Below are 22,797 nucleotides of genomic sequence, written 5' to 3'. Positions count from 1 at the left end.
CGTGGGCACGAATGGGAACGCGCGAACAGATCGTGGATGCCGCGAACCGGCTGTTCTACCAACAAGGGTATGAACGGACGTCGTTCGCGTCCATCGCCGAAGCCGTCGGTATCTCACGCGGCAATTTCTACTATCACTTCAAGACCAAGGACGAGATCCTCGACGCGGTCCTGCAGACGCGCCTGGCGGACACGCGCGCCATGCTCGATGGCTGGACCGAAGGCGCGGCCACGCCCATGGAGCGCGTGTTCCGCTTCGTCGACATCGTGGTGACCAACCGTGGCGACATCGAACTTTACGGCTGCCCGGTCGGCACCCTGACCAGCGAACTCGCCAAGCTGGATCATCCCTCGCGCGCGCAGGCCGTGGGCATCTTCCGCGTCTTCCGCGACTGGCTGGGGGAGCAGTTCAAGGCGCTCGGCCACGCCGCCAGCGCGGACGATCTCGCCCTGCAGGTGCTGGCGTTCAGCCAGGGCGTCGCGACACTGTCGAACGCTTTCGGCGACCGCGCCTACGTGCAGCGCGAGGTGGAGCGGCTGAAGACACGCCTCATGTCACTCGACACTTAACCAAGGAGACTACAGATGTACATCGTCCTGCTTCGTTTTTCCGCCAACAAGAGCCAGGCCCCGGCGCACATGGCCGCCCACCGCGAATGGCTGCAACAAGGTATCGACGAAGGCGTCTTCCTGCTGGCCGGCAGCATCCGCCCCGGCCTGGGCGGCGCCATCCTGGCCGCCGGGCCGTCGCCCGAAGCGCTGCAAGCCCGCATCGACCAGGACCCGTTCGTGGTCCACGACATCGTCAAGGCGGAGATCCTCGACGTCGCCCCCAACCACACCGTTCCCGAACTGGCCTTGCTGGCAGGGTGACGGTCAGCCGGTAAAGCGCTCGATCTTCGCGCGGTTCTGCTCCATGTCGTGGTCGGAATCGGCGTAGCGCTTGGCGATGTCGATGAAGTCCTGCTGCAGCTCCATGAAGGCGTCGACCATGTCGGGATCGAAGTGCTTGCCGCGTCCCTCGGCGATGATGGCCACCGCCGCCTCGTGCGACATGCCGGCCTTGTAGACGCGACGGCTGATCAGCGCGTCGTACACGTCGGCCACCGCCATCAGCCGCGCGGAGATCGGAATGTCGTCGCCGCTCAGGCCTTCGGGATAGCCGCTGCCGTCCCATTTCTCCTGGTGGCCATAGGCGATCTCCTTGGCGAACTTGAGGAAGTCCACCTCCAGCCCCAGCTCGCGCTCGGCCTGGCGGATCGCGTCGCGACCCAGCGTGGTGTGGGTCTTCATGATCTCGAACTCGTTGCCCTCGAAGCGGCCGGGCTTGAGCAGGATGCGATCCGGGATGCCGACCTTGCCGATGTCGTGCAGCGGCGCGGACTTGAACAGCAGCTCGATGTTCTTATCGGTCAGGAAGGCGCTGAAGCGCGGATTGGTGCGCAGCTTTTCCGCCAGCGTCTTCACGTAATGCGCGGTGCGGCGGATATGGTTGCCGGTTTCGCTGTCGCGCGTTTCGGCCAGCGAGGCCATGGTGTGGATGGTCACGTCCTGCAGGGCGACGATCTCGCGCGTGCGCTTTTCGATTTCGGTTTCGAGGAAGTTGTTCTGGTCGCGCAGGAAATCGTGCACCCGCTTCATCGACAGCTGGGTCTTGATGCGCGCCTGCACGATGGGCGCGGAAATCGGCTTGGTGATGTAGTCCGCCGCGCCCAGGCTCAGGCCGAGCTGCTCGTCCACCGTCTCGCTCATGGCGGTGACGAAGATGACCGGAATGTCGCGCGTGTCGGGATTGGCCTTGAGCGCCTTGCAAACGTCGTAGCCGCTCATCCCCGGCATCATCACGTCCAGCAGGATCAGGTCCGGCTTGGATTCGCCGTTGGCGATCTTCAGGGCGCGCTCGCCGTTGACGGCGATCTTGGTGCGGTAATCGTCTTCCAGCACGGCGCACAGCAGATCGATGTTGTCCGGGATATCGTCGACCACGAGGATCGTTGGTTTTGCGTTCATCGGCGTTCTCTCTTCACAAAGCGATACTCAGTGCATCGGCGGCGGCCTTCAGTTCATCCAGCGCGCCTTCAAAATCGTACTGTCCCAGCATGCGCCGCAGCTGGCGCGCATGCTCGGCCTGGCCGGCCGCGGCCAGCGCGCCGCACAAGCGGTCCAGCAGCTTGACGGCGGCGCCGTCGTCCTGCGCCAGCAGGCGCGCCATCTCGCGCGCCGCCGCCGCCAGTTCGTCCTTGTCGACCGCCTGCGGCGCCGGCGCCTGTTCCACGGCGGCCGGCTTGTCGTCCATCGCAAGCGCGATGCGCGCCACCAGGTCGTTCAATTCGCTCGCCATATCGGCGATGGCTTCGTCGCGGCCCTTGGTCGCGCCCATCGCCAGCATCTGCTCCACCTTGCCGGCGGCATCGGCCATGCCGCCCGCGCCGATATTGCCAGCCAGGCCTTTCACAGTATGCGCCTCGCGCGTGGCGCCAGCCAGGTCGTTGTTCTCGATGGCGGTGGCGATGCGCTGCATGGCGTCGAACTGGGTTTCGACAAAGCGCGACAGCAGCTTGCGCATCAGCTTAACATTACCGCCCACACGCTGTAGCGCGGCTTCCATGCGCAGGCCGGCGACCACCGGCAGCACCTCGTCGCGGCCCGCGCCGGCGGGCGCTTCGGCCGCCGTTTCAAGCGCCAGCGGATTCTTCACCTTGACCCAGCGCGCCAGCGTCGTGAACAGCTGCGCCACGTCGATAGGCTTGGCGATGAAGTCGTTCATGCCGGCGGCCAGGCACTTCTCCTTGTCGCCGACCATGGCGTTGGCGGTCATGGCGATCACCGGCAGGTTGGCGTGGCGTGCGTCCTCGCGCAGCTTGCGGGTGGCGTCGTAGCCGTCCATCACCGGCATCTGGCAGTCCATCAGCACGCCGTCGTAGTCGGCCACGGCGATCTTCGCCAGCGCCATCGCGCCGTTGACGGCGATGTCGACGCGGACGCCGGCGTCGCTGAGAATCTGCTGCGCCACTTCCTGATTGACCTCGTTGTCCTCCACCAGCAGCAGATAGGCGCCGCGCATGGCCTCTTCGGCCGCCATGTAGTCGGCGCGCCGGCGCGTGCTGCGGCAGCGGCTCAAGTCCTTGCCGAACACTGTGGAAATCGAATCGAGCAGCGTGGACGAGCTGACAGGCTTGTTCAGCATGGCGTCGATGGCGATGCCGCGTGCCTCTTCCATCAGCACGTCGCGGTTGTAGGCGGTGACCATGATGAAGGCCGGCGATTCCGCGCCCGCCTCCTGCGCCTGCGCGCGCAGCGCCTGCAGCGTCTCCAGGCCGTTCATGTCCGGCATCTGCCAGTCCAGCAGCACCACGTTGAAGGGCCGGCCTTCGCTGCGCGCCTGCGCCGACAGCTCGAGCGCGCGCCGGCCACCGTCCGCGCAGGCGGCGGCGAACTGCATGGACGACAGCATGCCCATGAAGATTTCGCGGGCGCTGGCGTTGTCGTCCACCACCAGCACGCGCAGGCCGGAGATGTCCGGCAGCGGCTGCGGCGCCTCGACGGCGGCCACGCCGAATACCGCCGTGAAGTAGAAGGTGCTGCCGACGCCAGGCTGGCTTTCCAGCCCGATCTCGCCGTCCATCAGCTCCACCAGGCGCTTGCTGATGGTCAGGCCCAGGCCCGTGCCGCCGTGGTGGCGGGTGGTGGAGGTGTCGGCCTGCGAGAAGGCCTGGAACAGGCGCGCCTGCTGCTCCGGCGTCAGGCCAGGGCCGGTGTCGCGCACGTCCACGCGCAGGCGCACGCGCTGGTCGGGCAGGTGTTCCTGCACATGGATCGTCACCACGATCTCGCCCCGCTGCGTGAACTTGATGGCGTTGTTGGTCAGGTTGATCATCACCTGCCCGAAGCGCAGCGGATCGCCCACCAGCGCCTGCGGCACATCCGGCCCGACATCGAACAACAGCTCCAGGCCCTTGTCCTGCGCCCGCATCACGGACAGGTCGGCGATATTCGCCATCACGTCCTCGACGTAGAAATCGACCTGCTCGAAGGCCAGCTTGCCGGCCTCGATCTTCGAGAAGTCCAGGATGTCGTTGATGATGCCCAGCAGGTTCTTGGCCGCGCCCTCCACCTTCTCCAGGTAGTTGCGCTGCTTGGGCGTGAGGTCGGTCTGCAGCGCCAGGTGCGTCATGCCGATGATGCCGTTCATCGGCGTGCGGATCTCGTGCGACATATTGGCCAGGAAGTCGGACTTCATCTTGGTCGCATCCTCGGCCACCATCACCGCGTGGCGCAGCTGCTGTTCGGCCGCCAGGCTGGCCGTCATCAGCTTGAGCGCGTGCAGCAGTTCGCCCGTCTCGTCCTGCGAGGTCACCTCGATCACCGAACTGAGGTCGCCCTGCCCGACCCGCTTGGCGATGCCGATCGCCGCCTCCAGCGGCCGCGTGATCGAGCGCGCCGAAATGCCGAAGCCTATCCCCACCAGCACCGCCGCGCCGCCCATCAGCGAAATCAGCACCAGCGAAAAATTGATGTCGGCGCGCGCGCGTCCGGCGCTGGCCATCACCTGGCTTTGCTGCAGCCGGTCCAGCACCTTGATCTGCTCCAGCAGGTGGTCCAGCGCCGGCAGCGCCATTCCATTCATCTTTTCCTCGGCCTGGTCGCGGTCCTCGGCCTCCACCATGTCGGCCACGGCGATGAAGCTGTCGTAGTAGGCGGCGCGCGCCTGCTTGACCCTTTCGATCTGCGCCCGCGCCTCCGGCGCGGTGTCCAGTTTGGCCAGCAGTTCCAGCTGGGCGTCGATATCGAGCTTGATGCGGTCGATGCGGCTGTAGCTGTCGACGCGGTGCTTCTGGTCCTTCTGGATGATCAGCGTGACGATGCGGGTGGCGGCCTCGCGCGACTGCGTGTCGATCGCGTTGATGGCGGCGCTGGCGGCCCAGTCCTGGTGCAGGATATGGTCGCTCTCGGCGCGGATGGCGTAGATGCGGCTCACGCCGACCAGGATCACGCCGGTCATCAGCAGGATCAGGATGATGTAGCCGCTGCTGATGCGCGCGCGGATACCCATGTCGCTAAAACGGCGCATGCATGCTTCCTTCTGGCTAGGCGGCCGGCTTGGGATGGTCGGCGCGTTGGTCCAAGATATGCTGTTTCAGACAATCCGGACACCAGCAGCTGGCGCCCGGCGCGGACGGCACCGGCAAGGACGCCGGCAGATACGTGCACCAGCAGGGCTGCGCCGGCGCCGACGGATCGGCATCGACCATGGCGCAGCTGAATTGGGCGCCGCAGCGCGAGCAGGTGCTCATGGCGCGCCTATGGATGGTGGTGTTCGGGGTCGTCGTCGAGCGGCGGCGCGCCGTCTTCCGGCAGGTCGAGCGGGAAGCGCCGCATGGCCGTGCGCAGCAGCGACATCTGGCCGTTGAACCGGGTGCAGGCGTCGCACACCATCAAGTGCAGCCGCATGCGGGTGCGCTCGATGAAGGACAAATCGCGGTCCATCCCTTCCGACACCAGCCGGTGCACTTCGCGGCAGGTCGGCTTCAAGCCGGTTTTATGTGGTTCCATAGTCGCAGACGATAAGTGGCGCGGTCACGTGGCCTGGCGGTTGCCAAACCAGTTCAAGTCCAGGCATTCGCGCAAACGCATGCGCGCCCGGTACAGGAGTACCCAAGCATTAGACGTTGTAATCGCCAGTTCCTTACAAATTTCGTCGGTTTCCAGTTCCAGCCATTCGCGCATCATGAAAATGCGGGCGGTCTTGGCGGGCAGCTTTTCCAGGCAAATCTCCAGCACCTTGAAGAAATCCTTCTGCTCCAGCGTCGCATCCGGATCGCCCCAGGCCATCGGTTGATCGACGGTGTGACCGTCGGCCTTGAACAGCGCGTCGATGGCGTCGTCCTCGGACTGGTCCTCGGCGGTGTCGATCTGGCGCTCGCGCGAGCAGGCGCGCAGGCAGTCGATGATCTTGAACTTCAGGATGCCCGTCACATAGGTGCGCAGCGTGGACTGGCCGTTGAAGCGCTCCGGCTTTTCCAGCACGGCGATCAATGCGTCCTGCACTGCGTCTTCGGCCAAGGCCTGATTCCGTATTTGCAATTGTGCAAATCGGACAAGCATGGGGCGCATGGTTTCTAGCTGGCGGTGGAGGGTGTCGTTGGCGCTCATAGAGGGGCAGCGTATCGGATGATCCGGGAAAATACAACCGGATAGCCCTATAATGCGTAGTTGATTGCAGCTTGAAGCTGTAAAATTGCACAGATTTTTCTAACCGGACTCGCCATGACCCAACTGACTAACCTTAACTTAGGCATGAATGACGACTTGACCGCGGTGGCGCCGCAGATCAAGGCGCAGATCCTGGCTGAGGCCCTGCCCTACATCCGTAATTTCCACGGTAAGACCATCGTCATCAAATACGGTGGCAATGCGATGACCGACGAGCGCCTGAAACACGGCTTCGCACGCGATGTCATTTTGCTCAAACTGGTGGGCATGAACCCGGTCGTGGTGCACGGCGGCGGTCCACAAATCGACAACGCGCTGAAAAAAATCGGCAAGCAGGGCACCTTCGTGCAGGGCATGCGCATCACCGACGAAGAAACCATGGAAGTGGTGGAGTGGGTGCTGGGCGGCGAAGTCCAGCAGGACATCGTGATGCTGATTAATCACTACGGCGGCCAGGCGGTTGGCCTGACCGGCAAGGACGGCGGTCTGATTCGCGCGAAAAAAATGTCCATGCCGGACAAGGACAATCCGGGCCAGTTCCTCGACATCGGCTTCGTCGGCGAGATCGACGCGATCAACCCGGCCGTGGTCAAGGCGCTGCAGGACGACGCCTTCATCCCCATCATTTCGCCGATCGGCTTCGGCCAGGACGGCCAGGCGTACAACATCAACGCCGACGTCGTCGCCGGCAAGATCGCCGAGATCCTGAAGGCTGAAAAGCTGATCATGATGACCAATATCGCCGGCGTGCAGGACAAGCAGGGCAACCTGGTGACCGACCTGTCGGCCCGCGAGATCGACGAAATGTTCGCCGACGGGACGATTTCGGGCGGCATGCTGCCCAAAATTTCATCAGCTTTGGACGCGGCCAAGTCCGGCGTCAACACGGTTCACATCATCGACGGGCGAATTGAACACAGTTTATTGCTCGAGGTGTTGACCGAACAGGCTTTTGGCACTATGATCCGGTCTCACTGAAAAAACGGCGGTCTCGCCGAATCGGTGAAACCGCCACATTTGTATGCCCTTGTAGCTCAGTGGTAGAGCACTCCCTTGGTAAGGGAGAGGCCACGTGTTCAATCCACGTCAAGGGCACCATTTCTGTAGTACCCTCCCCCGCTCAGTAAATCCGTTCCACCGACAGCCCGCGTTTGCGCAGCAGTTCCGGTACGCTTCCCTTGCCGATCAGGTGCAGCACGCCGATCGCCGCCACGCAGTTGTTCTCGCGCGCCATCAGCTTGACCATGCCGTCGGCCAGCGTGGGATTGCGGCCGTCCAGCAGCACCTTCTGCACGAAGCGGCCGGAGAAGCTGTCGTCCATCTCCGCCTTGAGCGCCAGCGCGTCCAGTCCCACCACATCGGCCTTGCGCCAGGCATCGGCGATCTCGCGCGCCTGGTTGGCCTGCTCCTTGTCCTCGATGCCGGCGATGGCCTCCTGCAGGAAGGTCAACTGCTCCGCTGCGCTCATCTGGTCGAACAGCGCCATCTGGCTCTCGGGCGATTCCAGCTCGACCACCTTCTGGCCGCGCTGGTGCGCCTGCCTGGACAGATGCGCGTCCACCGCCAGCGCGGCCTCGTAGCCCTGGGCCGAGAACTCGCTCACCGTCAGCAGGCTGGCCAGCAGCCAGGGCTTCATCGCCGCCACCGTCTCCGGCTCGATGTTGTACTGCTTGAGCAGGCGGTCCAGCCGCAGGCGCCAGTCGGCCGTCAGCTCAGGTCCCGCCGGGCCGCCCTTGGCCAGCATGCCGTGGCGCTGCACGGCGCGCATCAGGTTCTGCTGGTCGCCCAGCGGATCGATCTCCAGCGCCAGCACCGGCGCCTTCTTCAGCGCCGCCGCGATGCGCGGCTCCAGCGGATAGAAATCGGCCGCGCCGACGTGGATGGTGCCGAACAGGTACAGCGTATGCCCGCCCTGCTGCACCTTGAACAGGGCGCCGTGATTGGGCGCCTGGACTTTGTCCGCGGCCCATGCCGGCATCGACACAAAACAGAACAAAGTCCAGAACATCACTATAATCTGGCGCTGTATGGCTTCCCGCATGGCTTCCTTAGATGACTGACTTGAAGTGAACATTATTACCCGCAATTCCCCGGTGTGGCTATTCGATCTGGATAACACGCTGCACAACGCCTCGCACGCGATCTTCCCGGCGCTCATGGCCAACATGAACGTCTACATCGCCAATGTGCTGGGCGATGGCGTCACGCCCGCCGGCGCGGACGCGGTCAACGCCGCGCGCACGCTGTACTGGCAGCGCTACGGCGCCACCATGCTGGGACTGGTGAAGCACCATGGCGTGCAGGCCGCGCACTTTCTCGACGTGACCCACCGCTTCGAACGGCTCACCGACATGATCCGCGCCGAACGCGGACTGCGCCAGCTGCTGCGCCGTCTGCCCGGCCGCAAAATCCTGCTGACCAACGCGCCGCACCGCTACTCGACGCAGGTGCTGCGCCACCTGGGACTGCAGCGCCACTTCAACCACCACATCTCGGTCGAGGCGATGACGGTGCACCGGCAGATGCGCCCCAAGCCGTCCAAGCTGCTGCTGCGCAAACTGATGCGCCGCCACGGACTTACGCCCGGCCGCTGCGTGCTGGTCGAGGACACGCTGGCCAACCTGCGCAGCGCCCACGCGCTGGGCATGCGCACCGCCTGGGTCACGCAATACCTGAAGGTGGGCGACGCGGTCGGCCTGGCGCATCCGCAAAAAAGGTTAATTCGCCCCGCTTATGTCGATGTCAAAGTAAAATCTGTCAGGAATTTGCCGGCGCGGCTGCACCATCTGCGCTGAAGCCAGGTCAAAAAGACATACCCATTCACTTATCCGCGAGATCACATGGCAAGCACACCGCCGGGCCAGCGCCGCATGCAAATCCTGCAGGCGCTGGCGGAGATGCTGGAACAACCCAAGGGCGACAAGATCACCACCGCCGCGCTGGCGCGCAAGCTGGAGTTCTCCGAGGCCGCGCTGTACCGGCACTTCGCCAGCAAGGCGCAGATGTTCGAGGGGCTGATCGAGTTCATCGAGTCCTCGGTGTTCGGCCTGATCAACCGCGTCGCCGAACGCCAGAGCGACGGCCTGGCGCAGGCGCGCGACATCGTCGGCATGCTGCTCAACTTCGCCAGCCAGAATCCGGGCATGACGCGGGTGCTGATCGGCGAGGCGCTGGTGAACGAGGACGAGCGCCTGCAGCTGCGCATGAACCAGTTCTACGACCGCGTGGAGCTGGCGCTAAAACAGGCCTTGCGGCTGGCCGTCACCGAGGGCCAGGCGCACGAGGCGGACGTGCAGGCGCGCGCCGGCATGCTGGTGAGTTTCGTCATCGGCCGCTGGCACCGTTACGCCAAGAGTGGATTCAAGAACAACCCTGCGCAGGACGCGCCTCTGCAAATCGCCCTGCTGCTTTCGTAAGTTGAAGATGAACGCTGAATGTTTCGCACTGCTGGATGACGCCAGCCCGGAAGGCACGCAAGCGCCGGGAGCGCGTTCGCGCCTGTACACCGGCCACACCGCCACCCTGCACTGCGACGACATCGGCCAGTGGCCGCAACTGCTGGAGCAGATGCAGGCGGCGCTGATGCGCGGCGAATACGCCGTCACCGTATGCAGCTACGAGCTGGGCGCCGAACTGCTGCAACTGGATGCGCAGGCGCCAGCCGCCAGCGCCGGCACGCCGCCGCTGGCGCGGATCCTGCTGTTCTCGCAATGCACGCTGCTGTCGCCGGCCGAAGTGGGCGACTGGCTGGCGGCGCGCTCCTTCCCGATCGACCGCCCGTCCGGCATCGCCAACATCCGTGCCAACATCGGCCAGGAAGCCTTTAGCGGGGCGCTGGCGCGCATCCACGACTACATCGAGGCCGGCGACACCTACCAGGTCAATTACACGTACAGGCTGCGTTTTGACGCCTTTGGCAGCATCCACGCGCTGTACGCCCGCCTGCGCGGACGCCAGCCGGTGCCCTACGGTGCGCTGGTGGGGCTGGAGGACGGCAGCGCCATCCTGTCGCTGTCGCCCGAGCTGTTCGTGCGCCACGAGGACGGCGTGCTCACAGCGCGGCCGATGAAGGGCACGGCGCCGGCCGCGCCGCCGTCGCAGGCCGCCGAGAACATCCTGCGCGCCACCACGCTGGCCGCCGATCCCAAGAACCGCGCCGAGAACCTGATGATCGTCGACCTGCTGCGCAACGACATCGCCCGCGTCGCGCAGACCGGCAGCGTGCAAGTGCCGGCGCTGTTCGAGGTGCACCGCTACAGCAGCGTGCTGCAGATGACCTCCACCATCACCGCCCGGCTGCGCGACGACGCCACGCTGGCCGACATCTTCAACGCGCTGTACCCGTGCGGCTCGATCACCGGCGCGCCCAAGCGGCGCACCATGGAGATCATCCGCGAGCTGGAGCCGGACCCGCGCGGCGTCTACACTGGCGCCATCGGCTGGTTCGATCCGCGCAGCGACGGCAGGGTGGGCGACTTCTGCATGTCGGTGCCGATCCGCACGCTGATGCTGCAACCGGCGGAGAGCCCGAACGGCATCCGCCACGGCGAGATGGGCGTGGGCGCCGGCATCGTCTTCGACAGCGACGCGCAAGAGGAATACGCCGAATGCCAGCTCAAGGCGCGCTTCCTCACCGGCCTGAAAAACGAATTCGAGATTTTCGAAACCATGCGCGCCTCGCGGGCTGGCGGCGTGCGCCACCGCGGGCGCCACCTGAAGCGGCTGGCGGCATCGGCGGCCTGCTTCGGCTACGCCTGGGACGAGGCGGCGGCCAACGCCTACCTCGACACCGCCTGCGCCATGCTGGACGCGGGCATCGACTACCGGCTGCGGTTGGCCTTGAGTGCGGCGGGCGCGTTCTCGGTGCAGCATGCGCCGCTGTCGCCGTTGACGGAGCCGGTGCGCGTGCTGCTGGCGCCGGACGCCACCGAATCGGGCGACCTGTTCCTGCGCCACAAAACCAGCGTCCGCAGCCGCTACGACGCCGCCTGGCGCGAGGCCGAGGCGCAAGGCGCTTTCGACACGCTGTTCTTCAACGAACGCGGCGAGCTGACAGAAGGCGGCCGCACCAACGTCTTCGTGCGCGTGGACGGCCGCTGGCTCACGCCTCCATTAAGCAGCGGCCTGCTGCCCGGCGTGATGCGCGGCGTGATGCTGGACGATCCGCAGTGGCAGGCCAGCGAAGCCGTCGTCACGCGCACGATGCTGGCGGCGGCCGACGAGATCGTGGTCTGCAACGCGCTGCGCGGCGCCATGCGCGCCGTGTTGGCGAACTAGGCCCGCCACTCCAGCATCTTGTACGGGCCGGCGTCGCCGGTCACGCGGAATCCCAGGCGCTCATACAAGCGCTGCGCCGGATTGCTGCCTTCCACATGCATGCTGATGCCGGCGCCGTCGCTGGCGGCGTCCTGCTGCAGGCCGCGCAGCAGCTGCGTGCCGTGGCCCCGCCCCTGCCATGGCGGCAGCAGCGATATGTCGATCACGTGGGCCATCAGCGGCCGCCGCGCGACGTAGAAGCGCCCAATCGCCACGCCATCCAGTTCGACGATATCGAAGCGCGCGTCGGGATAGGCCGCGCGGTAGTGGCGGTCCTGCGCGTCGAACTGCATGCGCAGGAATATCTCGGCCTGGCTGGAGTGCCAGCCGAACAAGCTGATTTCGCCGGCGCGGGTGGAGGCGTACACGCTGCGCAGGAAGGCCTCGTCCTCGGGCCGGCTGGGTCGGCGCTCCAGCATCACAGGTCGATCATCATCTCGAAGCCGCCCCAGATCATGCGCTTGCCGTCGAAGGGCATGTTCTTCGGGTCCATGTAGTGGGCGACGCGCGGGTCTTTCATCACTTTTTCGTTGATCTCGTCGCGCGCGGCGCGCGAGGCGTAGACGATCCACGAGAACACCACGGCCTCGCCCTCTTCCAGTTCGACGCTGAGGGGGAAGGACGTCACCTTGCCGGGTGGGACATCGTCGCCTATGCACTCGCGGAATTCGAGCGCGCCGTACTCCTTCCACACCTTGCCGCATTCCATCGACATTTTTTTGTATGCGTCGACCTTTTCCTTCGGCACCGGAATCACAAAACCGTCTACATAGGACATGGCTGTCTCCTTCTCAGTTTGGAAATTCAGGGTAGCCAGATATGGCCGAAATGACAAGCGGCGCGCCCTAAATCGTGTGGCCGAAACGAATGCAGGTGAGAACCACGCGCACAACATGCTCACTTTATCTCGACAAACTTACCGCCAACAAAGCGGCCGCGAGAGGTTTTTCGCCTGAGCTTGCGAATGACGATCGTCGGATCGGAGGGATCGGCGGAAAACAGCGGGGTGTCGCTCCTGAAGCGCAGATTCAGCTCCGCAGGCAATGCGCCTACCGCCTCAGGTAAGGCCTTGGTTACACGACGGCTGTCACGCAGATCGACATCATCCGCCACCAGCGGAACTATCATCTGCATTTTTCTGTTACGCGCCATAGCTTCCTCCGGCACTGGCCGTTGAGCCGCCGAGGCGGCCATTACTGGTAGACCGCCAGCCTATGCAAAAGTTCAACCCACTTCAATTATAAAACTTCCACAAACTTCCCGGCCTTGAAATAGCCCCTGGCCGCCCTGCCGTCGAGCTCGCGGATCACCAGGCCGGGGTCGAGCGGATCAAGGCTGAAAACGGGCGTGCCGGGTTCGAAGGCCGCGTCGGCGCCCGCGTCGGCCAGCATGATGGCGGCACGCCGGCCTTCGCCGCGCGCCCGCACCAGTTGCCGGGCCGTCTGCAGGTTCGAGCGGATGGCGATGCAGCCAAACGAGATATCGATCGGGCCGCTGACCGCGACTGCCGCCTTGTTCGCGATACGCACCATGAAGTCCTCCTGCTCTGCCGGTTGAGCCGCCGAAGCAGCCATCACTGGTAGACCTCCGCCATAGCCGGAAGTTCAGCGCTGCTTCCCTCGCCGGCGCATTTCGCTATACTGGAACGCCTGATGCCGTTGGAGTGCCCCATGACCATCACCGTAGGCCGGATGTTCGCCGCCGCGCTGCTCGCCTGCCTGCTGGCCTCGGCGGGCACGGCGCAGGCCGGCCCGCTGATCCGCCTGGGCTCGGACGACTGGTGCCCCTATGTGTGCGCGCTCGACGGCAAGCCGCCCGGCGGCTATCTGGTGGAACTGGCCTCGATGGCGATGGCGGCGGAAGGCTATCGGGTGGAACCGGTGCTCATGCCGCTCAACCGCGCCATCACCCAGACCGTGCATGGCGATATCGAAGGCGTCTACGCCCCGCCGATCGACCGGCGCCTGCACCTGAGCGCGCCCGTGGCGCAGTCGCGGGCCTGCTTCTACACGCGGGCCGGCGACGACTGGAGTTTTCATTCCATGAATTCACTCAAGATGCAGGTGGTGGGCGTGATCGACGACTACGGCTACGACGACGGGCCGATGGACGCCTACATCGCGGAAAACCGGCACCAGCCCGCCCTCATCGCGCTGGCCTTCGGCGCGTCGGCCGGCACCACCAATGTGCAGAAGCTGCTGGGCGGACGCTATCGCGTGATATTGGAGCATGCCGCCGTCATGGCGCAACTGGGCAAGCGGCTTGATGTGGCCGGCCGCATCCGTCAGGCGGGCTGCCTCGACAACGAGCTGCCGCTGACCATCGGCTTCGCCACGCAGGATATCCGGGCCGAGACCTGGGTCCGCGCGCTGGCCGACGGCGTACGCAAGCTGGAAGCCTCCGGCGAACTGAAAGCCCTGCAGAAGCGCTACAAGCTGGACTAGCCGGCTTACATCGCCAGCGCTTTTTCCACCGCGCCGACCAGCTGCTTGTCCGTCGGCGTGACCTTGCTGCCGAAGTTCTCCACCACCTTGCCGTTGCGGTCGATCAGGTATTTGTGGAAGTTCCAGGCCGGCGCCTTGCCGGTGATTTTGATCAGGCTGGCGAACAGCGGATTGGGCTCCTTGCCCGACACCACCGACTTGGCGAACATCGGGAACTTCACGCCGTAGGTGTTATAGCAGAAATCGGCGATCTCCTTGCTGCTGCCCGGCTCCTGCTGGCCGAAGTCGTTGGACGGGAAGCCCAGGATCACCAGGCCCTTGGCGCCGTACTTGGCGTACATCGCCTCCAGCCCTTCGTACTGGCCGGTGAAGCCGCAGTAGCTGGCCGTGTTGACCACCAAAATCACCTTGCCCGAATACTGGCACAGGTCCTGCGGCGCTTCGTCCTGCAGGCGCTTGAAGGTCTGCTTGAGGATGGCCGGGCAGCTGGCCGGCGCGGCGGCCGGTGCGGCGGCCGGCGCCGCAACAGGGGCTTGGGCAAAGACGGACGCGCTGGCCATCACGGTCAGCGCGGAAAGCAGGCATAACTGGGCAAAGGTCTTGGACATGATGGTCGGCCGGAAAAGGGAAAAAACCATTTTATGCCAAACTCGGCCGGCCTGCTTGCCGAGCCTGTGGATAAGCCCTTCCCGCCCCGCGCACGATTGAGCGAAATTAAGCGAAATGCGTCCCGCTGCTCCACACTGCATGCCTGACCTGAAGCGAGGATGCCATGACGAAGCTGCTCTGCCTGCTGTGTTTGCTACTGGCCGGCGCCGCCCCGGCGCAAGTGGTATCGCTGCCCAATATGACGGCCACCCAGGTCACCGTGTCCGGCCTGTCGTCCGGTGCCTACATGGCGGTGCAGTTCGAGGTGGCCTTCTCGCAGACGGTGCAAGGGGCGGGCGTGATTGCCGGCGGGCCCTACTTCTGTTCGCAGGGCAGCGTGTTCACCGCCACCACCAGTTGCAGCTGCACCAGCGAGCTGTTCCCGTGCCGCGTGCGCCCCGGCGGCACCCGCATCAACGAGCTGATCGCGTTTACCGACTGGTTCGCCGGTGCCGGCGACATCGACCCGCCCGCCGCCCTGGCCGGCCACCACATCTGGATGTTGTCCGGCAGCGCCGATACGGTCGTGCCGCAGCCGGTGATGAACGACCTGTACTTCTACTATCGCCATTACGTCGACGCCGACCGCATCTCCTACACCCGCAACCTGCCGGCCGAGCACGCGATGCCGACCGACAAGTACGGCCACAGCTGCGCCACGCTGGGCACGCCCTACATCAACAACTGCGGCTACGACGCGGCGGGCGAGCTGCTGCGCTGGCTCTACGGCCCGCTCACGCCCCGCAACAACGGCGGGCCGGGCGGCCGCGTGATCGCCTTCGACCAGTCGGAATTCCTGCCGCTGCCGGGCTGGCACGGCATGGCGGAGACCGGCTACCTGTACGTGCCCAAGGCCTGCGACGGCAACAGCGGCGCCGGTTGCCGGCTGCACGTGGCCTTCCACGGCTGCCTGCAGGACCAGGACAACATCGGCACCACCTTCGTCGAACACGCCGGCTACAACGCCTGGGCCGACAGCAACAAACTCGTGATCCTGTATCCGCAGGCGTCGGCGATCTACCCGTACACCAATCCCAACGCCTGCTGGGACTGGTTCGCCTACGACGACGCGCGCTATGCCCAACAGTCCGGCAACCAGATGGCGGCCGTCAAGCGCATGGTGGACCGGCTGACCGGCGTGGCGCCGGCCACCATGCTGGTGCGGATGCGCTAGATGCCGCCCATGCAGATGTATTTGACGACCAGGTAGTCGTCCAGCCCGTAGTGCGAGCCTTCGCGCCCCAGGCCCGATTGCTTGACGCCGCCGAACGGCGCAATCTCGTTGGAGATCAAACCGCTGTTGACGCCGACCATGCCGCTCTCCAGCCCCTCCGCCACGCGCCAGATGCGGCCGATGTCGCGCGAATAGAAGTAGCTGGCCAGCCCGAACTCGGTGCTGTTGGCCAGCTCCACCGCCTCCTCGTCGGTGGTGAAGCGGAACAGCGGCGCCAGCGGGCCGAAGGTTTCCTCGCTGGCGACGATCATGTCGGCGGTGACGTCGGCGATCACGGTCGGCTGGAAGAAGCTGTGGCCCAGCGCGTGGCGCTTGCCGCCGGCCAGCAGGCGGCCGCCCTTGGCCAGCGCGTCGGCCACGTGCTGCTCCACCTTCTGCACCGCCTTCTCGTCGATCAGCGGGCCTTGCGTGACGCCCTCCTCCGCGCCATTGCCGACCTTGAGCTTGGCCACGGCGGCCACCAGCTTTTCGGCGAAGCGGTCATACACGCCGTCCTGCACGTAGATGCGGTTGGCGCAGACGCAGGTCTGGCCGGCGTTGCGGTACTTGGAGGCCAGCGCGCCCTCCACCGCCGCGTCCAGGTCGGCGTCGTCGAACACGATGAAGGGCGCGTTGCCGCCCAACTCCAGCGACAGCTTCTTGATCGTCGGCGCGCACTGCTCCATCAGCAAGCGGCCCACCGCCGTGGAGCCGGTGAAGGTCAGCTTGCGCACGGTGGGGTTGGACGTCATCTCCGCGCCGATCTCCTTCGGCGTGCCCGTCACCACGCTGAACACGCCGGCCGGAACGCCGGCGCGCTCGGCCAGCACGGCCAGCGCCAGCGCGCAATACGGCGTCGATTCGGCGGGCTTGAGCACCATCGGGCAGCCGGCGGCCAGCGCCGGGCCGGCCTTGCGGGTGATCATCGCGATCGGGAAGTTCCACGGCGTGATGGCGGCGCACACGCCGATCGGCTCCTTGGTCACCAGCAGACGGCGATCCGGCCATGGCGAAGCCAGGGTCTCGCCGGCCACGCGCTTGGCTTCCTCGCCGAACCACTCGATGAAGGAGGCGCCATACGCCACCTCGCCGCGCGACTCGGCCAGCGGCTTGCCCTGTTCGGCGGTCATCAGCTGGGCCAGGTCTTCGGTGTTTGCCAGGATCAGGTCATTCCACTTGCGCAGGATGGCGGCGCGCTCCTTGGCGCTCTTCTTGCGCCAGGCCGGCCAGGCGGCTTTGGCGGCGGCGATGGCGCGGCGCGTTTCGGCTGCGCCCATCAGCGGCACGGTGCCGAGCTGCTCGCCGGTGGCGGGATTGGTCACGGCCAGCGTGGCGCCGTTGTCGGCGTCGCTCCACGCGCCGTTGATGTAGGCCTGCTGGCGCAGCAGGGTGGGATCTTTAAGTTGCAGCATAGGTAAGCTCCTTTACTCCACGGTGAACGAGGACAGGTCGGGATGCGGCTCGGGATAGGCCAGGTCCATGTCTTCCAAAGTCTCCAGCAGCAGGCTGGCGACCACCAGGTTGCGGTGCGTCTTGGAATTGGCCGGCACCACGTACCACGGGGCGTGCGGCATATTGGTCTCGCGGATGGCGCGTTCATAGGCGCGCTGGTAGTCGTCCCATTTCTTGCGCTGCTCGACGTCGGTCGGATTGAATTTCCACTGCTTGTCGGGATCGTCCAGCCGCTCCTGCAGGCGCCGGCGCTGTTTTTCCTTCGAGATGTGCAGGAACACCTTGACGATCACCGTGCCAGTCTCCGTCAGCATGCGTTCGAAATCGCGGATCTGCGCGTAGCGGCGCTTGCATTCGTCGCCGTCTATCATGCCCTGCACCTTGGTGATCAACACGTCTTCGTAGTGGCTGCGGTTGAAGATCGCGATCTCGCCCTTGACCGGCACCTGCTGGTGCACGCGCCACAGGTAATCGTGGGCCAGTTCGTTGTCGGTCGGCTGCTTGAAGGCCGCCGCGCGCACGCCCATCGGGCTGATGCCGTTGAACATGACACGTATCGTGCCGTCCTTGCCGGCGGTGTCCATGCCCTGCAGGATCAGCAGCACCTTCTGCTGGCGCTGCGCATACAGCTTGTCCTGCAGGGCGCCGATGCGGGCGATCAGCGCGGCGGTGCGCTTCAGGTCCAGCGCCTTGGCCTTGGCCTTGCTCAGTTCCGGGTTGGCGGAGCGGCTTGAAAAAGCCGCGTCGTCTGCGTCGCTTTCACGCAGTTTCAGTTTGGCGGAGGCGCCGAAGCGCTGGCGGGCGTTATGTGTCATCGGAATAGCTTATCACTTTGCGGCAAGTGCGGCGGCACGGCAGCCCCACCACGCGGCTTCCTCGAAGACCGAGAAGCCCGACAGGTCGGCGTGCGCGAACAGGATGGGGCCATCGGCCTCGCGCAGCGCCTTCATGCCGGCGTTGCTGCGGAAGTTGGGGCCCGGCGAGGCCATCGCGTGGCCGCGCAGCGTGATGTCGACCCGCTCGACGCAGGAGGCGAACTGCGATCCGTAGGCTTCCTTCAGATCGGCGCTGGCCAGCGCCAGCAGCTCTTCCGGCGTGGCGGCCTCCATCCAGCGGCGCGCGGCGCCGGGCTTGCGGTCGGACAGCGCGACGTAGGCGCTGAACACGGTCTTCTCCGGCGGCTGCACGCGGATGTCCTGGTGGGTGGAGACGACGAAGCCCAGTCCCGGCTCGCTGTACACCACGTTGTCCCACGACAGCGGCTGGCTTGGACGCTCGTCCGGAAAGCGCTTGAGCAGGAAGTTCGCCACCATCCACGGCGCATAGTCCGGTACGTGCTTGACCGGATCGAAGCCGTAGGCGGCGATGTTCTCCACCACTCGCGCAGCCACGTAGGTGGGCATCGCGCAGATGGCCTTGCGGGCACGGACGACGTAGGTGACCGGTTGGCCGTTTTCCAGCTTGAAGCACAGCGCCTCGACGCCGTCCGCCGTGGTCTTCAGCGACACCGCGGTGCCGGCCATGCGCTGCACGCCGGATGCGCGCTCGATGCCGGAAGCCAGCGGCTGCAAGCCTCCCGGCCAGGTGAGCCAGGCGCCGTTGCCGGCGTTGGCGGCCTGTCCCCAGCGGCTGCAGTAGTAGTGCAGCCCGGCCCAGGCCGAGACCTGGTCGTAGCGCGTGCCGTAATCGTCGCGGCAGCAGTAGTTCAGGTACCAGTGCAGCGTCGGCGACTTGTAGCCGTTCTGCTCCAGCCACTGCTTGAGGGTGATGCGGTCCAGCGCCTGCCACTGCGGGTCTTCCGACGACAGCACGGTGGGGAACACGAACACGCGGCGGCCGTCCGCGCCATGCGTCTGGCGCAGTCGCGTTACCTCGGCGAAGAAACGCGTGTGTTCGTCGCGCTCCCACTGCGGCACGCCGTCGGTGGGGATGAAGCCGTCCTGCCAGTGGCCGTTGAACAGCAGCCGCTCCTCCGGCCCGTGCAGGATGTAGCGCTCGTCGTAGTAGGGCTTCTCGGCCATCGCATCCTTCTGGATGATGCCCAGGTCGGCCAGGATCTCGCGCACGTGCACCGATTCCGGCGACGGCAACGGCAGGTAGTGCGCGCCGGTCGGATATTCGAGGTCGCCGAAGGCGCCGCCGGCGGCGTTGCCGTGCGGCTGAGGGCCGTCGATCATCAGCACGTCGGTCTTGCCGAGTTTTTTCAGCTTCCAGGCGGCGGTCAGGCCAGCCACGCCGGAGCCGAGGATGGCGACGTCGGTGTGGATAACTTGCGACGGCGGCGGCAAGGCGCGACGGTCGCGCAGGAAGTGGCCCTCGGCGCGGCCAGGATAATGCACCGCTGGCGTGATCTCCTGCCAGCGGTGAAATCCTGCCACGCTGCCCGCCGCCACCACGCCGCTGGCGCCGGCCCACACGAGGAAGGAACGGCGCAGCATCAGCGTATCACCCGGCGCCAGTCCTGCTCGAACTCGTGCACCAGAGATTGCGTGTTGAGGCGGTTCGGCTCCATCGGCAGCGCCTTCATATCCGGCGGGAAGATGAACATCTCGCGCGTGGTGTCGGCGTTCAGGTAGCGCATCGGCAGGCGGTATTCGGTGGGCGGCTTGTAGTCCGCCTGCGGCGTGGCGAGGATGAAGCCCCATTCGCCGAACGACGGCACATAGGCGTGGTACGGATAGGTCTTCAGGCCCACCTCGCGCAGCGTGGCATCGATGGTCCAATAGGCGTGCGGCGCGAAGAACGGCGACGTCGATTGCACCACCATCAGGCCGTTGGCGGCCAGGTGCTTCTTCACCATGCCGTAGAACGGCACCGAATACAGCTTGCCCAGCGCGAAACTGGACGGATCGGGGAAATCGACGATGACGGCGTCGAACATGTCGTCATTATGCTGCAGCCAGATCGCGGCGTCCGCGTTGATGACGCGCACGCGCTTGTCGCTAAAGGAGCCGTGATTGAGCTTGACCAGCTCCTCGCGCTTGGTGAAGGCGCCGGTCATGGCCGGATCGAGGTCGACCAGCGTGACCTGCTGGATGTTCGGATAGCGCAGGATCTCGCGCAGCGCCAGGCCGTCGCCGCCGCCCAGCACCAGCACGCGCCGCGCCCAGGGCAGCGGCTGCAGCACCGGATGCACCAGCGCCTCGTGATAGCGGTACTCGTCGCGCGAGGAGAATTGCAGGTTGCCGTTGATGTACAGGCGCAGGTCGTCCTTCCAGCGCGTGATCACCAGCCGCTGATAGGGCGTGGTGGTGGCGTACACGATCTCGTCGCCGAACAGGCCATGCTCGCCCCAGTAGGTCATCTTGTCGGCGAAGGCGAAGCCGAACACCAACACGCACATCACGCTGGCGGCGCGCAGCATGCGGCCGGTGACGTTTTTCAGCTCTGTGCGAAACGCGGTGATGGTCCACAGGGCGACGCCCACATTGAGCATGCCGAACAAGAAGCCGGTGCGCACCAGTCCCAGATACGGCGCCAGCACCAGCGGGAACAGCAGCGACACGGCCAGCGCGCCCAGGTAGTCGAAGGTCAGCACGCGGCTGACCAGCTCATTGAATTCGGTCCTGCGCTCGTTCAGGGCGCGCATCACCAGCGGCACCTCCATGCCGACGAAGGCGCCGATCAGGAACACCATCACGTACAGCAGCGTGCGGAACGGCGCCGCCATCCACGAGAAGGTGAGGAACAGCACGGCCGCCGACAGGCCGCCGACCAGGCCGACCGCCAGTTCGATGTCCACGAAGCGCGCCAGCACATCCTCGTCCCTGACATACTTGGAAAAATGCGCGCCCACGCCCATGGCGAACAGGTAGCAGCCGATAATGGTGGAGAATTGCAGGATCGAGTCGCCCAGCAAGTAGCTGGACAGGGCGCCGGCGATTAATTCGTAGGCAAGGCCGCAGGATGCGACGACGAAGACGGACAGGATGAGAATCTTTTTGGTCATTTAGCTATTTTTGCACTAATATGTTTGAGCGTTAGCAAGTTAACCACTTTAACCCAAGGTGCGCCGTGCCCGCCATCCTAAACTACCTGATTCATCTTTTGCTGGCCGCAGTGCTGCTGGCGGTCTTCTTCAAAGCCTACACGTGGATGACGCCTTTCGACGAGGTGCTGCTGATACGGCAGGGCAATTTCGCCGCCGCGCTATCGCTGGGCGGGGCCTTGATAGGTTTTTCCATCACCATCGCGTCGGCGCTGGTGCATACTGCCGATTACCGCGAGTTCTCCGCCTGGGCGCTCGGCGCGATGGTGGTGCAGATGCTGGCCTACGCCATCACCACCCGCGTGCTGAACATGTCGAAGGACCAGATAGAAGGCAACAACGCGGCCTTCGGCGGCTTGCTGGGCGCTATCTCCATTTCCATCGGCGCCATCAACGGCGCCTGCATTTCCTAATTTTTTTCGCGAGGACCATCATGGGCTTAGGCAGCTTTATCAAGAAGCAGTTTATCGACGTACTGCAGTGGAACGAGGAAGTCGACGGCGTTCTGGCATGGCGTTATCCGATGCAGGACCAGGAGATCCAGAACGGCGGCGTGCTGGTGGTGCGCGAATCGCAGATGGCGGTGTTCGTCAACGAGGGCCAGATCGCCGACGTGTTCGGCCCCGGCACCCACAAGCTGACCACGCAAACCCTGCCGGTGCTGACCAATCTGAAAAACTGGGACAAGCTGTTCGATTCGCCGTTCAAGTCGGATGTCTACTACTTCAGCACCCGCGTGCAGACCGGCCGCAAATGGGGCACGCCGCAGCCGATCACCATCCGCGACAAGGACTTCGACATGGTGCGCGTGCGCGCCTTCGGCATGTACTCGTACCGCGTGGCCGATCCGCGCCTGTTCTTCAAGGAGATCAGCGGCACCCGCGAGGCCTACACCCGCGACGAGGTGGAAGAACAGCTGCGCGGCATCCTGATGGCGACCATGGCCAGCTCGCTGGGCAGCGCGCAAGTGCCGTTCCTGGACATGGCGGCCAACCAGGCGCTGATGGCGCAGCAGGTCAAGGGCGACCTGGCCACGGCGTTCGGCCGCTACGGCATCGGCCTCGATGAATTCAACGTCGCCAGCGTCAGCCTGCCGGAGGAACTGCAGGCCGCGCTGGACGAGCGCATCTCCGCCGGCATGAAGGGCGGCATGAGCGCCGACAAGATGGCCGGCTTCACCAAGTACCAGGCGGCCACCGCGATTCCGCTGGCGGCGCAGAACGAGGGCGGCATGGCCGGCATCGGCGTCGGCCTGGGCGCGGGCGTGCAGCTGGGCCAGGTGATGGGCCAGGCGCTGGGCGCGTCGCTGGCGCCGCAGGCGGCTCCGGCCGCCGCCGCACCCGCGGCGCCGGCCGAGGACTCGGTCGAGGCGCGGCTGGAAAAACTTAAGGGTCTGCTCGACAAGGGCTTGATCACGGCTACCGACTACGACAGCACCAAGGCCGAACTGCTGAAAAAACTGCTCGGCTAATGCAAATCGTTTCCTGTCCCAGCTGCGGCGCGGAAGTCAAATTCCGCTCGCAT

25 protein-coding genes and 1 tRNA gene are annotated in these 22,797 nt (G+C 65.3%); 11 read left to right on the top strand and 15 right to left on the bottom strand.

All coding sequences use genetic code 11. The annotated features are described in order from the left end of the window. Positions 1–11 precede the first annotated feature (11 nt). The gene (locus AC07WS_RS02065) at positions 12–569 is read left to right on the top strand and encodes a TetR/AcrR family transcriptional regulator (RefSeq protein ID WP_494727486.1); all 558 of its coding nucleotides are present in this window, start codon (positions 12–14) and stop codon (positions 567–569) included. Between the two features lie 15 nt (positions 570–584). Continuing rightward, complete coding sequence (locus tag AC07WS_RS02060) at positions 585–872, top strand: YciI family protein (RefSeq protein ID WP_494727485.1); 288 nt, start codon at positions 585–587, stop codon at positions 870–872. Positions 873–875: 3 nt separating this feature from the next. Here the strand turns inward: AC07WS_RS02060 and AC07WS_RS02055 are convergent, their stop codons facing one another. Genes AC07WS_RS02055 through AC07WS_RS02035 form a run of 5 tightly spaced genes read right to left on the bottom strand, consistent with a single transcriptional unit; the run spans position 876 to position 6,152 of the window. Further along, positions 876–2,009 (bottom strand): response regulator, encoded by a 1,134-nt coding sequence (locus AC07WS_RS02055; RefSeq protein WP_494727484.1) that lies wholly within the window; start codon positions 2,007–2,009, stop codon positions 876–878. Between the two features lie 13 nt (positions 2,010–2,022). After that, positions 2,023–5,070 carry a hybrid sensor histidine kinase/response regulator gene (locus AC07WS_RS02050; protein ID WP_494727483.1) on the bottom strand — a complete coding sequence of 1,016 codons (3,048 nt, stop codon included), beginning with the start codon at positions 5,068–5,070 and terminating at the stop codon, positions 2,023–2,025. Between the two features lie 16 nt (positions 5,071–5,086). Next, positions 5,087–5,293 carry a cysteine-rich CWC family protein gene (locus tag AC07WS_RS02045; RefSeq protein WP_494727482.1) on the bottom strand — a complete coding sequence of 69 codons (207 nt, stop codon included), beginning with the start codon at positions 5,291–5,293 and terminating at the stop codon, positions 5,087–5,089. A gap of 7 nt (positions 5,294–5,300) precedes the next feature. Continuing rightward, positions 5,301–5,552 carry a zf-HC2 domain-containing protein gene (locus AC07WS_RS02040; RefSeq protein WP_494727481.1) on the bottom strand — a complete coding sequence of 84 codons (252 nt, stop codon included), beginning with the start codon at positions 5,550–5,552 and terminating at the stop codon, positions 5,301–5,303. A gap of 24 nt (positions 5,553–5,576) precedes the next feature. Further along, positions 5,577–6,152, bottom strand: coding sequence for a sigma-70 family RNA polymerase sigma factor (locus tag AC07WS_RS02035; protein WP_494727480.1), 576 nt, complete (start codon positions 6,150–6,152; stop codon positions 5,577–5,579). 144 nt (positions 6,153–6,296) lie between these two features. On the opposite strand from AC07WS_RS02035, the gene argB reads away from it, so the two are divergent. Together argB and AC07WS_RS02025 are read left to right on the top strand one after the other, a co-directional pair. Further along, complete coding sequence (argB, locus tag AC07WS_RS02030; RefSeq protein ID WP_085946284.1) at positions 6,297–7,190, top strand: acetylglutamate kinase; 894 nt, start codon at positions 6,297–6,299, stop codon at positions 7,188–7,190. Positions 7,191–7,235: 45 nt separating this feature from the next. Then, a tRNA-Thr gene (locus tag AC07WS_RS02025) sits at positions 7,236–7,310 on the top strand. 22 nt (positions 7,311–7,332) lie between these two features. Here AC07WS_RS02025 and AC07WS_RS02020 read toward each other — a convergent pair. After that, positions 7,333–8,253 (bottom strand): TraB/GumN family protein, encoded by a 921-nt coding sequence (locus AC07WS_RS02020; protein ID WP_494727479.1) that lies wholly within the window; start codon positions 8,251–8,253, stop codon positions 7,333–7,335. Positions 8,254–8,278: 25 nt separating this feature from the next. Here AC07WS_RS02020 and AC07WS_RS02015 point away from each other — a divergent pair, with 25 nt between their 5' ends. From AC07WS_RS02015 to pabB, 3 genes are read left to right on the top strand one after another with little or no spacing between them, the layout of a single operon-like run. Next, entirely contained in the window at positions 8,279–9,007 is a 729-nt protein-coding gene (locus AC07WS_RS02015; protein ID WP_494727478.1) for an HAD-IA family hydrolase, read from the top strand. Between the two features lie 45 nt (positions 9,008–9,052). Then, complete coding sequence (gene slmA / locus AC07WS_RS02010; protein ID WP_494727477.1) at positions 9,053–9,628, top strand: nucleoid occlusion factor SlmA; 576 nt, start codon at positions 9,053–9,055, stop codon at positions 9,626–9,628. 7 nt (positions 9,629–9,635) lie between these two features. After that, positions 9,636–11,489 (top strand): aminodeoxychorismate synthase component I, encoded by a 1,854-nt coding sequence (pabB, locus tag AC07WS_RS02005; RefSeq protein ID WP_494727476.1) that lies wholly within the window; start codon positions 9,636–9,638, stop codon positions 11,487–11,489. Here the strand turns inward: pabB and AC07WS_RS02000 are convergent. From AC07WS_RS02000 to AC07WS_RS01985, 4 genes are all read right to left on the bottom strand, one after another. Beyond that, on the bottom strand, positions 11,486–11,947 hold the full coding sequence (locus AC07WS_RS02000) for a GNAT family N-acetyltransferase (RefSeq protein ID WP_494727475.1): 462 nt from the start codon (positions 11,945–11,947) through the stop codon (positions 11,486–11,488). The two genes, pabB and AC07WS_RS02000, sit on opposite strands and share 4 nt — an antisense overlap. Then, the gene (locus tag AC07WS_RS01995) at positions 11,947–12,306 is read right to left on the bottom strand and encodes a DUF1428 domain-containing protein (RefSeq protein ID WP_494727474.1); all 360 of its coding nucleotides are present in this window, start codon (positions 12,304–12,306) and stop codon (positions 11,947–11,949) included. The genes AC07WS_RS02000 and AC07WS_RS01995 overlap by 1 nt, the downstream gene beginning before the upstream one ends. A gap of 119 nt (positions 12,307–12,425) precedes the next feature. Then, on the bottom strand, positions 12,426–12,680 hold the full coding sequence (locus AC07WS_RS01990) for a hypothetical protein (RefSeq protein ID WP_494727473.1): 255 nt from the start codon (positions 12,678–12,680) through the stop codon (positions 12,426–12,428). Between the two features lie 86 nt (positions 12,681–12,766). After that, the gene (locus AC07WS_RS01985; protein ID WP_494727472.1) at positions 12,767–13,060 is read right to left on the bottom strand and encodes a hypothetical protein; all 294 of its coding nucleotides are present in this window, start codon (positions 13,058–13,060) and stop codon (positions 12,767–12,769) included. Between the two features lie 138 nt (positions 13,061–13,198). Here AC07WS_RS01985 and AC07WS_RS01980 point away from each other — a divergent pair, with 138 nt between their 5' ends. Further along, the gene (locus AC07WS_RS01980; protein ID WP_494727471.1) at positions 13,199–13,972 is read left to right on the top strand and encodes a substrate-binding periplasmic protein; all 774 of its coding nucleotides are present in this window, start codon (positions 13,199–13,201) and stop codon (positions 13,970–13,972) included. 5 nt (positions 13,973–13,977) lie between these two features. On the opposite strand, the gene AC07WS_RS01975 is transcribed toward AC07WS_RS01980, so the two are convergent. Beyond that, entirely contained in the window at positions 13,978–14,580 is a 603-nt protein-coding gene (locus AC07WS_RS01975; protein ID WP_494727470.1) for a glutathione peroxidase, read from the bottom strand. Positions 14,581–14,744: 164 nt separating this feature from the next. Between AC07WS_RS01975 and AC07WS_RS01970 the strand changes: the two genes are divergently transcribed. Continuing rightward, the gene (locus AC07WS_RS01970) at positions 14,745–15,794 is read left to right on the top strand and encodes an extracellular catalytic domain type 2 short-chain-length polyhydroxyalkanoate depolymerase (RefSeq protein WP_494727469.1); all 1,050 of its coding nucleotides are present in this window, start codon (positions 14,745–14,747) and stop codon (positions 15,792–15,794) included. Here AC07WS_RS01970 and gabD read toward each other — a convergent pair. Genes gabD through AC07WS_RS01950 form a run of 4 tightly spaced genes read right to left on the bottom strand, consistent with a single transcriptional unit; the run spans position 15,791 to position 21,234 of the window. Further along, on the bottom strand, positions 15,791–17,245 hold the full coding sequence (gene gabD / locus AC07WS_RS01965; RefSeq protein WP_494727468.1) for an NADP-dependent succinate-semialdehyde dehydrogenase: 1,455 nt from the start codon (positions 17,243–17,245) through the stop codon (positions 15,791–15,793). The two genes, AC07WS_RS01970 and gabD, sit on opposite strands and share 4 nt — an antisense overlap. A gap of 12 nt (positions 17,246–17,257) precedes the next feature. Beyond that, positions 17,258–18,100: a PPK2 family polyphosphate kinase gene (locus AC07WS_RS01960; RefSeq protein ID WP_494727467.1), complete on the bottom strand. Its 843-nt coding sequence runs from the start codon at positions 18,098–18,100 to the stop codon at positions 17,258–17,260. A 12-nt stretch (positions 18,101–18,112) separates the two neighbouring features. After that, positions 18,113–19,723 carry an NAD(P)-binding protein gene (locus AC07WS_RS01955; protein ID WP_494727466.1) on the bottom strand — a complete coding sequence of 537 codons (1,611 nt, stop codon included), beginning with the start codon at positions 19,721–19,723 and terminating at the stop codon, positions 18,113–18,115. Next, on the bottom strand, positions 19,723–21,234 hold the full coding sequence (locus AC07WS_RS01950; RefSeq protein ID WP_494727465.1) for a polyamine aminopropyltransferase: 1,512 nt from the start codon (positions 21,232–21,234) through the stop codon (positions 19,723–19,725). Before AC07WS_RS01950 ends, AC07WS_RS01955 begins: the two co-directional genes overlap by 1 nt. Positions 21,235–21,299: 65 nt before the next feature. On the opposite strand from AC07WS_RS01950, the gene AC07WS_RS01945 reads away from it, so the two are divergent. Both AC07WS_RS01945 and AC07WS_RS01940 read left to right on the top strand, forming a co-directional pair. Beyond that, positions 21,300–21,686, top strand: coding sequence for a DUF350 domain-containing protein (locus AC07WS_RS01945; RefSeq protein WP_494727464.1), 387 nt, complete (start codon positions 21,300–21,302; stop codon positions 21,684–21,686). Between the two features lie 20 nt (positions 21,687–21,706). Next, positions 21,707–22,744: an SPFH domain-containing protein gene (locus tag AC07WS_RS01940; RefSeq protein ID WP_494727463.1), complete on the top strand. Its 1,038-nt coding sequence runs from the start codon at positions 21,707–21,709 to the stop codon at positions 22,742–22,744. Positions 22,745–22,797 lie beyond the last annotated feature (53 nt).

It is taken from the genome of Duganella sp. GW821-FHT01E12, from assembly GCF_059422325.1.
Note: the sequence above shows the minus strand (reverse complement) of the source record. Positions and strands in the feature narration are given on the sequence as shown.

Bases quoted from the DNA above. Each gene is read 5' to 3' on its own strand.
- AC07WS_RS01980 (WP_494727471.1), top strand. From the start codon at position 13,199: ATGACCATCACCGTAGGCCGGATGTTCGCCGCCGCGCTGCTCGCCTGC.
- argB (WP_085946284.1), top strand. From the start codon at position 6,297: ATGAATGACGACTTGACCGCGGTGGCGCCGCAGATCAAGGCGCAGATC.
- AC07WS_RS02035 (WP_494727480.1), bottom strand. From the start codon at position 6,152: ATGAGCGCCAACGACACCCTCCACCGCCAGCTAGAAACCATGCGCCCC.
- AC07WS_RS02060 (WP_494727485.1), top strand. From the start codon at position 585: ATGTACATCGTCCTGCTTCGTTTTTCCGCCAACAAGAGCCAGGCCCCG.
- AC07WS_RS01990 (WP_494727473.1), bottom strand. From the start codon at position 12,680: ATGGCGCGTAACAGAAAAATGCAGATGATAGTTCCGCTGGTGGCGGAT.
- AC07WS_RS02050 (WP_494727483.1), bottom strand. From the start codon at position 5,070: ATGCGCCGTTTTAGCGACATGGGTATCCGCGCGCGCATCAGCAGCGGC.
- AC07WS_RS02055 (WP_494727484.1), bottom strand. From the start codon at position 2,009: ATGAACGCAAAACCAACGATCCTCGTGGTCGACGATATCCCGGACAAC.
- gabD (WP_494727468.1), bottom strand. From the start codon at position 17,245: ATGCTGCAACTTAAAGATCCCACCCTGCTGCGCCAGCAGGCCTACATC.
- AC07WS_RS01985 (WP_494727472.1), bottom strand. From the start codon at position 13,060: ATGGTGCGTATCGCGAACAAGGCGGCAGTCGCGGTCAGCGGCCCGATC.
- AC07WS_RS02040 (WP_494727481.1), bottom strand. From the start codon at position 5,552: ATGGAACCACATAAAACCGGCTTGAAGCCGACCTGCCGCGAAGTGCAC.
- AC07WS_RS02020 (WP_494727479.1), bottom strand. From the start codon at position 8,253: ATGCGGGAAGCCATACAGCGCCAGATTATAGTGATGTTCTGGACTTTG.
- AC07WS_RS01960 (WP_494727467.1), bottom strand. From the start codon at position 18,100: ATGACACATAACGCCCGCCAGCGCTTCGGCGCCTCCGCCAAACTGAAA.
- pabB (WP_494727476.1), top strand. From the start codon at position 9,636: ATGAACGCTGAATGTTTCGCACTGCTGGATGACGCCAGCCCGGAAGGC.
- AC07WS_RS02065 (WP_494727486.1), top strand. From the start codon at position 12: ATGGGAACGCGCGAACAGATCGTGGATGCCGCGAACCGGCTGTTCTAC.
- AC07WS_RS01955 (WP_494727466.1), bottom strand. From the start codon at position 19,723: ATGCTGCGCCGTTCCTTCCTCGTGTGGGCCGGCGCCAGCGGCGTGGTG.
- slmA (WP_494727477.1), top strand. From the start codon at position 9,053: ATGGCAAGCACACCGCCGGGCCAGCGCCGCATGCAAATCCTGCAGGCG.
- AC07WS_RS02045 (WP_494727482.1), bottom strand. From the start codon at position 5,293: ATGAGCACCTGCTCGCGCTGCGGCGCCCAATTCAGCTGCGCCATGGTC.
- AC07WS_RS01950 (WP_494727465.1), bottom strand. From the start codon at position 21,234: ATGACCAAAAAGATTCTCATCCTGTCCGTCTTCGTCGTCGCATCCTGC.
- AC07WS_RS01940 (WP_494727463.1), top strand. From the start codon at position 21,707: ATGGGCTTAGGCAGCTTTATCAAGAAGCAGTTTATCGACGTACTGCAG.
- AC07WS_RS01995 (WP_494727474.1), bottom strand. From the start codon at position 12,306: ATGTCCTATGTAGACGGTTTTGTGATTCCGGTGCCGAAGGAAAAGGTC.
- AC07WS_RS01975 (WP_494727470.1), bottom strand. From the start codon at position 14,580: ATGTCCAAGACCTTTGCCCAGTTATGCCTGCTTTCCGCGCTGACCGTG.
- AC07WS_RS01970 (WP_494727469.1), top strand. From the start codon at position 14,745: ATGACGAAGCTGCTCTGCCTGCTGTGTTTGCTACTGGCCGGCGCCGCC.
- AC07WS_RS02000 (WP_494727475.1), bottom strand. From the start codon at position 11,947: ATGCTGGAGCGCCGACCCAGCCGGCCCGAGGACGAGGCCTTCCTGCGC.